Source organism: Bradyrhizobium sp. USDA 4369, assembly GCF_054056435.1.
Map to the genome: position 1 here is coordinate 4218183 of NZ_JBSRYH010000001.1, position 12829 is coordinate 4231011.

The following is a 12829-nucleotide window of genomic DNA, read 5'->3' on the forward strand; positions in this document are numbered from 1 at the left end:
CCGAATTGGAATAATTGAGCCATGCGCGTTCCGGAGAGTCCGGTCATCGCCTCAATCGGCAACATCTATCAGGCCGCCCATGATCCGAAGCTCTGGCCGCAAGCCGTAGAAGCGCTCCGGACACTGTTTGATGGCTCGAGGGCCTGCCTGGTGCGGATCGGGCCCGAGCGGAGGCCAGACGACCTGATTGCGCCCAGCAACGACCCGGCCTTCCAGGACCGCTACATCGTCGAGTTCGCCGACGAGCCCAATATCATCGAGCAAGCGGTAGCAAAGGCGGAGGTCGGGGCGACCTACAGCGATCTGAGCTTCATCGGCAGGGAGAGGCTGCGAGCGAGTCGTCTCTGGAACGAATGGATGGTGCCGCAGGACATGTATGGCGGCTTGACCTGCAAGTTGGCCTCGTCCGGGCCGTCGACATGGTTCTTCGACGTGCAACGCGGCCGCAATCAGATCCCGTTCGACGCGGCTGATCTCGCGCTCCTGAGGACGATCGTGCCGCATCTCACCCGCGCGGTCGAGATCTCGCGGCAGACCAGGATCGGACAGCTGGTGTCCACGAGCCTGTCGCATCTGCCGTTCGCTCTCATGGCCGTCGACGCCGGCCTGCGCATTCTCGCCAGGAACGAGACGGCTGAGCAGATCCTGTCGGACCGCAATAGCGGCTTGTCGCAGAGACGCGGCGTGTTGGTGACATCGGACATTCAGAGCACGACCAGGCTGCAGCGGCTTGTTGCCGACGCCTGTTCCGCCGGGCGCAGCAGCCTGCCGGGTGTCGGCGGTGATCTTTTCATCGTTCCGGCCCTCCCGGCGGGTGATCCCGCCGCCCTGGCGATTTCCGTCGGTCCATCAATGAGTGTCGGCACCCCGACGATCGCTTTGGAGCCATGTGCGGTCGTGATTGCGCGCAGGTTCTCTCAAGAGCTGCCTGCCGGGTTTGCCGAAGCGATTGCCCAGCTTTTCGAACTGACACCGCAGGAGGCCCGCGTCGCCGCAGCGATCGCTGCCGGTCAGTCGCTCAAGCAGGCCGCCGACCTGATCGGGATTCGGGTGAGCACCGCGCGCACCCATCTCGGGCGGATCTTCGGCAAGACCGGCACCAGCCAGCAGAGTCAGCTCGTCGCGCTGTTGCGAAGCGTGCAAGTGACGCTGCCACGCAACTAGGTGAGCGACCTTCCGGTCAGCTCATCAGGCGTCCACAGGCCTTGGCGAGGGCCAGCGCGCCGAGCCCCATGAGCAACAAGCTGGCCAGCCTGTTGCTCATGTTGAGGATGTCCGAATCGAAGCGCAGGCGGACGATGGCGATCGTCGTGCTCAGAAGGGTCCACCACAGCGCCGAACCGAGGAACACACCCGCCGTCAGCAGAAGTCCCGCCGAATGCCCGACCAGCGTATGCAGCGCGGCGCAGAACAGGACGATCGTAAGCGGGTTGGTCACGCCGAGTCCGATCGCGCTCGCATAGGCCCTGATCAGGCGGATGTGATCGCCTCGATCCGTGGCGGGAAGCGCGACAGACTGCTGGCGAATCCGCACGGCGAACCAGAGCAGGGCGAAGCCCGACAGCGTGCCGAGGACGAGCGAATTGGTTTCGACCCACGGCTGGACGATCACTCCGATGCCGGCGACTGCGAGCGCGCTGTAGGCCAGGTGAACCGTGGCCGCACCCAACCCGGTCGCCAGCCCCGCCGCTGCGCCGGAGGTCAATGTCCGCTGAATACAAAGTATCCCCATCGGTCCGACCGGCGCCGCGACCGTCAACCCAACCCCCACGCCGGCGATGAGCGTTGCAACAGATTGTGGCAAGGACATCCAAGAGCTACCGATTCATTCCGGCGCTCTGCTTAGCGATGCAGGTGGCTCGCCGCGTCATTCATTTGACTGAGGACGGCTGTCGAAGGTGGCCGCTGCTTGCACCGGCGGCTTGGCATCTTCCGCGCAGGCCAGCCCGCCCAGCATGACCGCCACCCCGGCGCTCGCGACTGTCCGCAACAATCGCATCTTGTTAGCCTCCTGGCTTGGTGAGTTCATTCGATTCGATAGCTGTCCGGGGCTCTTGGTTGAAATGGCCACACGGTGATCGCGCAGGAGCGTTCCGCGTGATCGTCGGCGCCTTGAAAGCCCGAGTCGACAACGAGTGAGCTGCACAAAATCCACATCCAGATCCATGAGCGAGTTCGGCATTGATGGGCTGCCGGGCTCGATTGGTCCTCAACGCGGGCCGTGCTTCGCCGAAGCATTGCGGTGTTTCGGCGCTCCAATCGTCATTCATCTGCAGAGCCGAGTGGCGTCGGGTGATGAAGGCCGATGGTGGACCCGTGTCAGGGCGCTCACGATGCAACTCAATGTGGAATCTGTCGGAGTCAACACGCCATGCCTGTTGCGCGCCGGTACCTTCGTCCCTGCCACGCTCGATCACCCCACGACCATTCAAGGAAAGAGAGCCTGTCGGACAAGATCGAGCACGTCGGCGAATCCGCGTTCGAAGCCGACATCATCGACCATGGAGCACCTGTCCTGGTGGATTTCTGGGCGCCATGGTGCGGACCCTGCAAGGCCATGATGCCACTGCTGGACGAGATCGCCGAGGAATACGATGGGCGGCTGACGCCCGCGAAAGTCAACGCCGACAGTCAGGCTGAGATCGCACGGCGGCGCGAGCGGAAGGTGAGCCGTGCTTGGTGTGACCCACCGAAACGCTCGATCTCGACGATCCCGCCAATATGCGGTGCAAGCGCGAATTGTCAGAGAACCTCATCTAGGGCGGATCGGTGTAACCTGTTCTGAAGGATTTCTTGAGGGCTGACCACAAGGTCCAAAGGGGCGGACGCAAGGTCGAAGCGTTTACGACTTCGCTTAGCGGCTTTGATATCTCAAGAGACACGCCAGACGCAGAATGAAGAACGCGAGCCCATCCAACAGGAGGCCGATCCAAGATCGGCTGGCTTTGCCACTACACGACTTCACTAAATGCGAATCATTCTTAGATTGCAAATGTAAAAGAATGCACGTTTAGTGTATTACGGAATTCGTCACTTTGTCGTATCGCTATGGAGCGAATATCGTATCTGCATCGATCGTCGGACAATGATGATTTCGTTGATAGACCATGTCGAACGTGAGCATGAACTTCGCCAAGACGCAGAGGGAATTCTACGAAAAGCTGGCGGCTTGCTCGGATATCGCGAGTCTCAAGCTTGCATTGCAAGCGACGCTATCGTCTCTTGGCTATACGTTTTTTGCATACAATATTTACAAGCTCGGCGACTCATTTCATCCCAATGGATCTGCTATTACGCCCGAGCAGATGGTCATCACCAATTATCCGATCCGCTGGATCGAGCGCTATTTCCACGAGAAGTATGACGATATCGATCCCGCACTGCACGCGGTGAGCTCCACGTTTATCGCATCGAGCTGGAGCGATCTGCTGGAATCCAGCACGATTGGAGCACGTCAGCGACGTATGCTCGACGAGGCATGGTGCATGGGTCTTGCGAACGGGTATACTCTTCCCATCGTTACCGAATTCGGCGAGTGTGCCGCAATCAGCGTCGTTCCAGAAGCGAATTCGAGCGCGGATAGAACGGAGCGCGGCCTCCCGATCGTCAGTGCACTGGCGCAGCGCTTTCACAGCAAAGCCAAGAAAATCATCCTGGCCGGCTCGTTGAAGAGCGGAACGAGCCGGCGCAAATCTCTCCTCTCTGGCCGCGAGATTGATGTCCTGTTCTGGACGGCAAAGGGCAAGACCGCCTGGGAAACTGCGGCGATCCTTGGCATCTCCCAGAAGAGCGTTGAACTCTATACGGAGAATGCGAAGACCAAGCTGCATGCAGTCAACCGGACCCATGCGGTCATGAAGGCTGTCATGTTGGGGGTCGTGGCCCTCAGTTGATGACAGGCTCGTGTCACGCTCGCCACCGCCGCATCGCGAAATCAGCTGATGAAATTCAGGACACGGCGATTCCCGAACCGAGCTTGTCGTCTTTGGCCTGACGCAATAGAGAGAAAGCCTGAGAATCTCGAAGATCGCAATCGAGTGCTCGATCTTCGAAGGGCTTAACGCCATCACGCGTCGACGACGATGCCTCGCCAATATTCCCTGCCTCTACTTTGCAGTCATTGCGCCGACGGCGACACGTCCCCTTGATTCTGCAAGCGCTTTTGGATTCAGCCAATGGAGAACTGGTGAAGTTTGGCGACACTGTTCGCATCCGGTGATGACCGCAGGTGGAGCGGGTCTAAGCTGTTCTTTGGGTTTATCAGAGCTGATCAGGCAACCTGGCGAGGCCGTCGGCGCGTCACGCTTGTGGATCGATGCCGTTGAACTCGGCGGTCTGGATCAGTACGTAGATGGCGGCGGAGCGGCGGCCGCCTTCGTCAAAACCGGCGAATTTCCAGTTCTTGCGGCCGACTGCAATGGCGCGCAGCACGCGTTCGGCGGCATTGTTGGACGTGCAGGGCCGGCCGTTCTCGAGGAAGCGGGTGAACACGTCCGGCGCGCTTGAGGCTGTCGTCGATCGCCCCGGCGGTCTCGCTCTTGCCGGAGAGCTTGCACGGCGCTCGTACAGGAATGCATGCAGCGCCTCGACAATGGGCGGCTGTGCTGGTGACGTAGGGCCGCGCGTTCCTGTGTTGGCAGGCAATTGATCTCGCGCTCGATCGCGAACAGTTCGTCGACCTTGGCGACGGCTTCAATCGCGATCGGCGCCTTCTTCAGCCGGGCGATCTCGAAGAACTTGCGCCTTGCAGGAGCCCGGCAGCCGACCTTGATGATCGGGCCCTGCTCGCGGGAGGGGTCGTAGAGTGCGAGAGGCCGCCATGGACAGCCGCCTACATCAGCCGGCTTAGCTGGTGATATGCACTTCGGGATGCACATCGGCACGATCGGACGCGTAGAAGAACATTGCGGCCGACGGCCCGCGCCCGTCGAACGGACGATCGTTGCGGACATCGGTCCACAGCGGCCCCGTACGCATCTTGCCCTTGGCAATTGTTGGCGAGCCCGGGCAGTTATAGAGGAGCATAAGTGCCGAATTCAATCGATTGTATTTCTTTCGCTCAAGTTCGCGCGAGGTGCGGGCCGGTCACGTCGAGGGTCCACATTGCGCGGCATGCCTTGATCGTGCCGCGTCCTTCGAGCCGGCTTCGCCAGAAGCCTAAAAGGCGCAACCCCGGCATGATCTGTATTCCTCGAACGGGAGCCGTTGTCACTCGCGGTCGGCGCGCTACACGAGGTGTTGCAGCCCAAGAATCTATTGTCACGCGTATCTAGTAAATATCCTAGATGTTCGCTCCCTCAGATTGAGAAAGAAAGCGGTAAGCCCAGCAGTACTATGCGCACCGCGCGGATCGCCTCATTACGGGGAAAGAGATGATCAAGGTCGTGGATTCGTCGAACTTTGAGTCTGAGTCGGACACGCTTAGAAAGTTTGCGGAGTTGAGGTATGAAGTCTTTGTAAGGCGCCTCGGATGGCAGTTGCCGCGAACGACGGAAGGCCGTGAGAACGACGAATATGATGCTGCGGACGCCATATATCTCACCATTGGCAACAAGAGCGGCAACGTCATCGCTGGAGCCAGGCTCCTCAATACGAAGAAGGCAAGTATCCTGACCGATCGCTTTCCTCACCTTGTCAATAAAGGCCACCGCCTGCCGAGGTCGGAGAAGATCTTTGAGGTAACCCGGTTTGCAATAGACAACCGTCGCGATCGTCTGGATAGACGAATCGACTTGAGAGCCGAGCTACTTTGGGGAATGCAGGCAGTGGCGCTCGGATTGGAGCTGCAAAAATTGGTTTCGATTTCTTATCTGCATCTTGAGCCCATGCTGCGCAAGTGCGGCTATCGGTTCCGCAGGCTCGGCGATGTCGTGATGATTGACGGAATTCCGACGGCGGCGCTGGAGCACGAAGTGGCGCCGGATATCATGCAGAGCTGCCGGCGTCTGTTGAAGAGAGAGCCGGGTCTCTCGACCAACTTTCTGATCTCTCGCGCATCGCGGGGGTCTGTGCCTCCCGCCGTCAGCATCGCGGGTTCGTCGCTCGGCGGGTAGCCCCGCTTGGGTCGGCCCGACGTTGCGGTACCAGCCGCCACCGGCGACGACTGACCGGCGGCTTGCCTCCGAGCTGCATCGCGTCAATTTCGGCAATCTGGACTCGGTAGGACGAATGCTTGATGACAGGCGGCTGTCTGCGATTTGACATCTGAGTGACGAGCCGAGTATTCGCGGCTGGGCTGACCTTGCCCCTCGGGCTTGATCCAGTTTGAAGTTCGTTCTGGCCCGCAATGAGGACCAGAGCATGAAGCGCAGCCGCTTTACGGAAGAGCAGATCATCGGGATTTTGAAGGAGCACGAGGCTGGCGTTCCGGTCGCCGATCTGTGCCGCAAGCATGGCGTGAGCGACGCCAGCATTTACAAGTGGAAAGCCAAGTTCGGCGGAATGGACGTCTCGGAGGCCAAGCGGCTGAAGACGCTGGAGGACGAGAACACACGGCTGAAGCGGCTGCTGGCGGACGCGATGCTGGACAATGCAGCCTTGAAGGACTTGCTGGGAAAGAAGTGGTGACGCCCGCGGCCAAGCGGAAAGCTGTCGCACATCTCGTAGGCGTTCACGGGATGAGCGAACGGCGGGCGTGTAAAGCCATCGGCTGTTGCCGCATGACGGTCAAATATCAGACGAGCCGGGTCGATGATGCCGGGCTGCGGCAGCGCATGAGGGCGATCGCCCACGAGCGCCGCCGCTTCGGCTATCGTCGCCTGCACGTCCTGCTCAAGCGGGAGGGCTACCTGGTCAACCACAAGAAGCTGTTCCGGCTGTACCGGGAGGAACGGCTCACGGTGCGCCGCAGAGGTGGCCGCAAGCGCGCTATCGGGACGCGAGCGCCGATGACGGTGCCAGTGCTCCCGAATGATCGCTGGTCGCTCGACTTCGTGTCGGATCAGATGACCGATGGCCGGCGCTTCCGCATCCTGACCGTGGTCGACGACTGCACCCGCGAGTGCCTGGCGCTGGTGGCCGACACCTCACTCTCGGGCGCCCGGGTCGCTCGGGAGCTGGACCGGCTGGTCGCCGAGCGCGGCAAGCCCAAAATGGTGGTGAGCGACAACGGCAGCGAACTCACGAGCAATGCCATCCTGACATGGACCGATCAGAGCCGTGTCGCATGGCACTACATCGCGCCGGGCAAGCCCATGCAGAACGCCTTTATCGAGAGCTTCAACGGCCGCCTGCGGGATGAACTGCTGAATGAGACCCTGTTCACCTCGCTCGCCCAGGCCCGCGTCGTGCTCCGATGTTGGCGGACCGACTATAACAACGCTCGGCCGCACTCCCAGCTCGGATGGAAGACGCCATCCGAGTTCGCCGCCACCTGCAATCCGCGTCGGGATCTGGCGCTGCGCTATGTCGAGAGCTCCGCGCCAGCTCCCGCCGCTACGACCGCCCGAATGGGCACATCCTGACGTGCCCCCGCCAAATTAGGCCAGTTTGAACTGGAATTTTCCACTTATGATCCCACCCGGGACAGAGGAGAGTTCCATGAAGGCATCGAAGTTTTCGGAGGCTCAGATCGCATTTGTTCTGAAGCAGGCTGAGGACGGTACGGCGGTTGCGGAGGTTTGCCGCAAGGCCGGGATCAGCCAGGCGACGTATTTCAATTGGAAGAAGAAGTATGCCGGTCTGATGCCATCGGAGATGAAGCGGCTGCGCCAACTCGAGGAGGAGAACGCCAAGCTCAAGCGGATCGTTGCGGACTTGTCGCTCGACAAGGCCATGCTGCAGGATGTGCTCTCAAAAAAGCTCTGAAGCCTGGCCGCAAGCGGGAGCTTGTCGACAAGGTGCGGAGCGACTGGAAGGTCTCGATCAGGCGGGCCTGTTCGACGCTTCGGATCGATCGCGCACTGTACGTCTACAAGTCGAAGCGCGGCGACCAGGCCGCCCTTAAAAATCGGATCAAGGACGTCTGCCAGACGCGGGTGAGATACGGATATCGCCGGGTCCATGTCCTGCTGCAACGTGACGGTTGGGCCGTCAACGTTAAGCGCGTCTATCGTCTCTACAGGGAATTAGGCCTGCAATTGCGCAATAAAACGCCGAGACGTCGCGTCAAGGCCAAGCTGCGCGAGGATCGTACCGACGCATCTCAGATCAATGAGACTTGGGCGATGGATTTCGTTCACGATCAGCTCGCTACCGGCCGCAAGATCCGGGTTCTTACGATCGTCGATACCTTCAGTCGCTTCTCACCAGCCGTCGATCCGCGCTTCAGCTATCGAGGCGAGGATGTCGTGCTGACTTTGGAACGCGTCTGCAAGGCCGTCGGCTACCCCAAGACTATTCGCGTCGATCAGGGGTCGGAGTTCATCTCCCGCGATCTCGACATCTGGGCTTACCAGAAGAATGTCATTCTCGACTTCTCCAGGCCAGGCAAGCCGACCGACAACAGCTTCATCGAATCCTTCAATGGCAAGTTCCGAAACGAGTGCCTGAACACGCACTGGTTCCTGAGCCTTGACGATGCCCGGCAGAAAATGGAGGATTGGCGTAGAGACTACAATGAGGTCCGGCCACATAGCGCGATCGGCAACAAGGCGCCGATTTCGCTGTTGAATGGCTCATCGGCGCCCCCGCCGGCATGAGCCTAACCCCGGAAAATTCCAGCCTCAGTTGGCCTAGTTTCGGGGAGCACTTCAATCCAACCGCCCGAACGAACTCAGGCCTGGATAAAACTTGGGGGCAAGGTCACCGCCTATGGCACCGAATTTGATCTCCTGAAAAAAACGCGGAGGACGCCGCGCGAGTAACCGTCCACTCCCGCGTTGGCGCGACTCGACGCGTTTGCCCCGCTATATGGCTGCTCGCCACAGCAACTGCCATGCTGATGTGATTTCCCAGGTGGTAGGGCTTCCATTGCTTCTGATCGATGTGGCACGTGATCATTGTCGTTGTCGCAAATCGTCGTCGACGTGGCTCTCTGCGCACAGAGTAGGTGGCCATAGCACGATGCGAGTCCTCCGTGATCTTGCTGTCAACCGAAGCGTCGTCGCCGAAATACTATAGGAAAAGTCCCTGTTGTTGATCGGTATTCGTATGCTCACAATGACGGCGGTTAGAGGAGGCGCGTTTCGAACGCTTCGCGACCGAGGTCTGCATGGCGATGAATGCGTTCTGCGGGATCTCCAATTGAGCCGTAGGTCAGCGATGGTTGCCGATGGTCGAGTGTGGCCAAGGGTTGTTCGTATACGTACCGGACTAGTCGCGCAGTGAAGTGTGCGGCAAGGGACGTAGCTAGGAGGGGGCATCATGAATATGGTCGGTTATCTGGCATCCGTGGAATCGAACGCACGAACCTACGCGGCAACGTTTCGGCGCACGTTCGTGTCTGGTCGCGGCATTCGTGTGCGCGACTCGGAAGGTAACGAGTACTTGGATTGCCTGGCCTGTGCCGGTGCGCTGCCGCTGGGTCATAATCATCCCGAGATCAGAGAGGCGGTATTGGACTTCGTCAAGTCCGATCAGATCGAACAAGGACTCGATCTCACCACGCCGGCCAAGGCGGAATTCGTCCAGGAGCTGTTTTCCCACCTACCGGTCGGCTTCAGAGAGCGGGCGAAGATCCATTTCTGTGGGCCGACGGGATCCGACGGCGTTGAAGCTGCGATGAAGTTGATGAAGGTCTACACCAAGCGTACGACGGTTCTCGCTTTCCAGGGGGCGTACCATGGCATGACCAAAGGCGCCCTTGGGGCGATGGGGAATCTTACGCCGAAGTCCGGCATCGGCCTCGTTCCTGGCGACGTGCACTTCTTGCCTTATCCCTACCGGTTCCGGTGTCCCTTCGGGACGAATGGCGATGATACGGATCGATTGTCGATCAACTACATTCGCCACGTTCTGACCGACCCGGAGGGAGGAGTTTCTCGGCCCGCGGCGTTGTTGGTGGAGGCCGTTCAGGGGGAAGGCGGATGTATTCCAGCTTCCGAAAACTGGCTGCGTGCCATCAGGCAACTGACGCTCGAACATGACGTGCCCCTGATCATCGACGAAGTGCAAACCGGCCTTGGACGGACAGGGATGATGTTCGCATTCGAACGGGCCGGGATCGTTCCCGATGCGATTGTATTGTCCAAGGCAGTTGGAGGAGGGTATCCGCTCTCCGTGGTCGTATATGACCGCAAGTTTGACGTATGGTCTGCAGGAATGCATGCGGGGACATTCCGGGGCAATCAGGTCGGGATGGTCGCCGGGCGCGCGGCTATGCGCGTCATCGCAAGAGACCGCCTGTCGCAGAATGCCGCGCGCGTCGGCGAAATCCTGAAAGATGGGCTGTCTCGGATTGCGCGTCGCTTCGAATTCCTCGGCGAGGTGAGGGGCCACGGCCTGATGCTCGGCGTGGAGATAGTGCGTCCCGACGGTGACGCGAATGCTGGGCACGCAGATGGCGCCACGGCCAGGATGATCAAGCTCGGCTGCTTCAGGAATGGCGTGATCGTTGAAACTGGAGGACGACACGGTGCCGTGTTGCGGTTCTTGCCCCCGTTGATTGCGACCCAGGCAGACGTCGAGGAAATTCTGGAGCGGTTCGAGCGAGCCGTGACCGAATGCCAGCCCAATGCGGTCCGGGAGCTCGTTGCGCTCTCGTGAGGTCGATGTCAGGGCCGCCGCAGTGTGCTGCGGAGCTTTTGACGTTTTCAACTGTTAGGGTGGCGGAGCTTGCCCGTGAAGTCGAATTCGCTCATTCCAGCGATGCTTGGAGCGCTCGTCTATTTCCAACCCATCGGGAAGATCGATGGCGCCGAAGCGGATGCGGGCAAGGAACGCACGCAAGCGCTCGTTACGGTGAGCGCGGTTCGGTACGCAGCGTTCACTGGCTCCATGACGCTGACAGGGTCCCTTGTCGCACGCGAGGAAGTCCTCGTAGGACCCGAGATCGAGGGACTGAGGATCGTCGAAGTGCGCGCGGAGGAGGGTGAGTTCGTCAAGCGCGGCCAGGCGTTGGCTCGCTTGTCGCGTGATAAGCTCGATGCCCAGCTGGATCAAAATCGCGCCAATCTGGCGCGGTCGGATGCTCTGATCGAGCAGGCGAAGATGCTCATCGCCGAAATGCAGGCCGTTGATAATCAGGCCACAGCGGATTTCGAACGAACTGAGCGCCTACGTGAGAGCGGAGCCGCATCGGCGTCGACGTTCGATCAGCGTCAAGCCACTGCGCGTTCTTCGAGAGCGAAGGTTGCGTCCGCAAGAAGTGGGTTGCTGGCAGCCGAGGCTGAGCAGGGCGCACTCCTTGCTCAGCGGCGGGAGTTGGAACTGCAACTCGCTCACACGGAGATCAGTTCGCCGTCGGATGGTCTGGTGAGCCGCCGTTCTGCGCGAGTCGGTGCGCTGGCGTCGGGAGCGGGCGAGCCCCTGTTTCGAATAGCAACGAATGGTGAAGTTGAACTCGAGGCGGAAGCTCTGGCGGAGCGGCTCCCCGAACTGGCGACGGGAATGCCGGTACGGGTCGAGATCCCTGGTGCTGGGCTGCGGCTTGGCACGATCCGATTGATATCCACCGAGGTGGAGAAGAATACGAGGCTGGGCCACGTCCGCATCTTTCTTGGTGCTGATCCGGCACTTCATATCGGCAGCTTTGGGCGCGGCGTCGTTGAGATCTGGGCCAAGAGAGTGTTGGCCGTACCGGCCAGCGCGGTGCTCTACGGCAAAGATGGTCCTGTGGTGCAGGTGGTCAAGGACGCGACGGTGCGAACGAGAGCCGTGCATCCCGGGCTGCTGTCGGGCGGCATGCTTGAGATCCGCGCTGGTCTGACAGAAGGCGAACTGGTGGTCGTGCGTGCGGGGGCGTTTCTGCACGACGGAGAATCGATCCGGATGGTCGTCGTCGAGGATCGCAGCACGCCGCATGGAGGCGTTCTCGACTAAGGAAAACGTGGTGCTTCTTGAGGTCGCTCGTGTTGCGAGTCGATGTCGTGCGTGTCCACGACACTTGATCCATACCGAGACGATCGGTGGGTCGCGAGACGAGGTACTTGCGGCGCAGGCGTAGTCTGAATGCGTGTTTTGAAGACAAGTAATGCCGGATTGCAGGGCAGGGCTGTTTGGGGGGACCATGTCAGTATCAGCGAGTGTGGAAAGATACGAAGACGAGGTGGGCTTTGTCGACGGGCGATATTGCTCCGGCGTCTGGACCCAGCTGTCGGCCATTCAGCGCAGCTTCTGGTTTCTCTATCGCCTCCAGCCGGAGTTGCAGGGGACGTATAATTCAGGCTTTGCGGCGCGGCTGCTGGGAGAGTTCGATCTGGATCGGCTGCGCCGAGCCGTCGATCTGCTTGCCTCACGTCATCCGATGTTGCGGGCGCGCTTTCGCCAGGTTGATGGTGAGCCGGAGCAGACGATACAGGCTGACGTGAATGCGCCGATCGATGTAAGCAATGTCGGGGGACTGTCACGCGCAGAGCTTGAGCGTCGTGTGACGGCGGACTGGTCACGGCCCTTCAATGCAGCGATCGCGCCACTGTTCCGTGTTCATGTCTATCGCGTGAGCGCCACGGAGAGCGTGTTTCAGCTGGTCTTCGATCATCTGATCGCCGACGGCTGGTCGTTTTGGCGACTCATTGAAGAGTTGGGTGCAATTCTTCACGACCTCGATGTGGAGCAGGTGACGGCACCGGGAGCGTTAATGTCCTCGCCTCGCTACGAGGCCAACTATTTGGATTACGTCGCAGAGCAGCGCGCGTGGCTCCACGGCCCTGACGGCATGAAGCAGTTTGCCTTCTGGCGAAAGACTCTGGCGGAAGACTATCCGGCGCTCAGCCTGCCCACGGATTTCCCC

At 60.2% G+C, this 12829-nt stretch carries 11 protein-coding genes and 2 pseudogenes; 9 read left to right on the top strand and 4 right to left on the bottom strand.

The genetic code is table 11. From position 1 onward, the window contains the following. Positions 1-21 precede the first annotated feature (21 nt). Positions 22-1164: a helix-turn-helix transcriptional regulator gene (locus tag ACVIJ6_RS19025; RefSeq protein WP_456773938.1), complete on the top strand. Its 1143-nt coding sequence runs from the start codon at positions 22-24 to the stop codon at positions 1162-1164. Positions 1165-1180: 16 nt separating this feature from the next. Here the strand turns inward: ACVIJ6_RS19025 and ACVIJ6_RS19030 are convergent, their stop codons facing one another. Together ACVIJ6_RS19030 and ACVIJ6_RS19035 are read right to left on the bottom strand one after the other, a co-directional pair. Further along, positions 1181-1759 carry a LysE family translocator gene (locus tag ACVIJ6_RS19030; RefSeq protein ID WP_456773939.1) on the bottom strand — a complete coding sequence of 193 codons (579 nt, stop codon included), beginning with the start codon at positions 1757-1759 and terminating at the stop codon, positions 1181-1183. 108 nt (positions 1760-1867) lie between these two features. Next, positions 1868-2182, bottom strand: a complete 315-nt coding sequence (locus ACVIJ6_RS19035) for a hypothetical protein (RefSeq protein WP_456773940.1) — start codon at positions 2180-2182, stop codon at positions 1868-1870. A 189-nt stretch (positions 2183-2371) separates the two neighbouring features. Here ACVIJ6_RS19035 and ACVIJ6_RS19040 point away from each other — a divergent pair, with 189 nt between their 5' ends. Together ACVIJ6_RS19040 and ACVIJ6_RS19045 are read left to right on the top strand one after the other, a co-directional pair. Further along, a complete protein-coding gene (locus tag ACVIJ6_RS19040; RefSeq protein ID WP_456773941.1) occupies positions 2372-2785 on the top strand; it encodes a thioredoxin family protein in 414 nt (137 codons plus the stop codon). 337 nt (positions 2786-3122) lie between these two features. Beyond that, on the top strand, positions 3123-3893 hold the full coding sequence (locus tag ACVIJ6_RS19045; protein ID WP_456773942.1) for a LuxR family transcriptional regulator: 771 nt from the start codon (positions 3123-3125) through the stop codon (positions 3891-3893). A gap of 406 nt (positions 3894-4299) precedes the next feature. On the opposite strand, the pseudogene ACVIJ6_RS19050 reads toward ACVIJ6_RS19045, so the two are convergent. Beyond that, a pseudogene (locus tag ACVIJ6_RS19050) lies at positions 4300-4877 on the bottom strand (IS66 family transposase). Further along, a complete protein-coding gene (locus ACVIJ6_RS19055; RefSeq protein ID WP_456773943.1) occupies positions 4846-5025 on the bottom strand; it encodes a hypothetical protein in 180 nt (59 codons plus the stop codon). Before ACVIJ6_RS19055 ends, ACVIJ6_RS19050 begins: the two are co-directional and overlap by 32 nt. A gap of 347 nt (positions 5026-5372) precedes the next feature. Between ACVIJ6_RS19055 and ACVIJ6_RS19060 the strand changes: the two genes are divergently transcribed. The 6 genes and pseudogenes from ACVIJ6_RS19060 to ACVIJ6_RS19085 form a co-directional block, all read left to right on the top strand. Further along, on the top strand, positions 5373-6053 hold the full coding sequence (locus ACVIJ6_RS19060) for an acyl-homoserine-lactone synthase (RefSeq protein ID WP_456773944.1): 681 nt from the start codon (positions 5373-5375) through the stop codon (positions 6051-6053). A gap of 247 nt (positions 6054-6300) precedes the next feature. Beyond that, a protein-coding gene (locus ACVIJ6_RS19065) for an IS3 family transposase (protein WP_456773945.1) occupies positions 6301-7463 on the top strand; the annotation gives its coding sequence in 2 pieces (ribosomal slippage) (positions 6301-6550 and positions 6550-7463; 1164 coding nt in all). Positions 7464-7539: 76 nt separating this feature from the next. Further along, a protein-coding gene (locus ACVIJ6_RS19070) for an IS3 family transposase (protein WP_456771799.1) occupies positions 7540-8639 on the top strand; the annotation gives its coding sequence in 2 pieces (ribosomal slippage) (positions 7540-7792 and positions 7792-8639; 1101 coding nt in all). A gap of 664 nt (positions 8640-9303) precedes the next feature. Then, positions 9304-10644, top strand: a complete 1341-nt coding sequence (locus ACVIJ6_RS19075; protein ID WP_456773946.1) for a diaminobutyrate--2-oxoglutarate transaminase family protein — start codon at positions 9304-9306, stop codon at positions 10642-10644. A gap of 75 nt (positions 10645-10719) precedes the next feature. Further along, positions 10720-11919: an efflux RND transporter periplasmic adaptor subunit gene (locus tag ACVIJ6_RS19080; RefSeq protein ID WP_456773947.1), complete on the top strand. Its 1200-nt coding sequence runs from the start codon at positions 10720-10722 to the stop codon at positions 11917-11919. Between the two features lie 187 nt (positions 11920-12106). Continuing rightward, positions 12107-12802 (top strand): annotated as a pseudogene (locus tag ACVIJ6_RS19085) (condensation domain-containing protein); the annotation flags it as partial. Positions 12803-12829 lie beyond the last annotated feature (27 nt).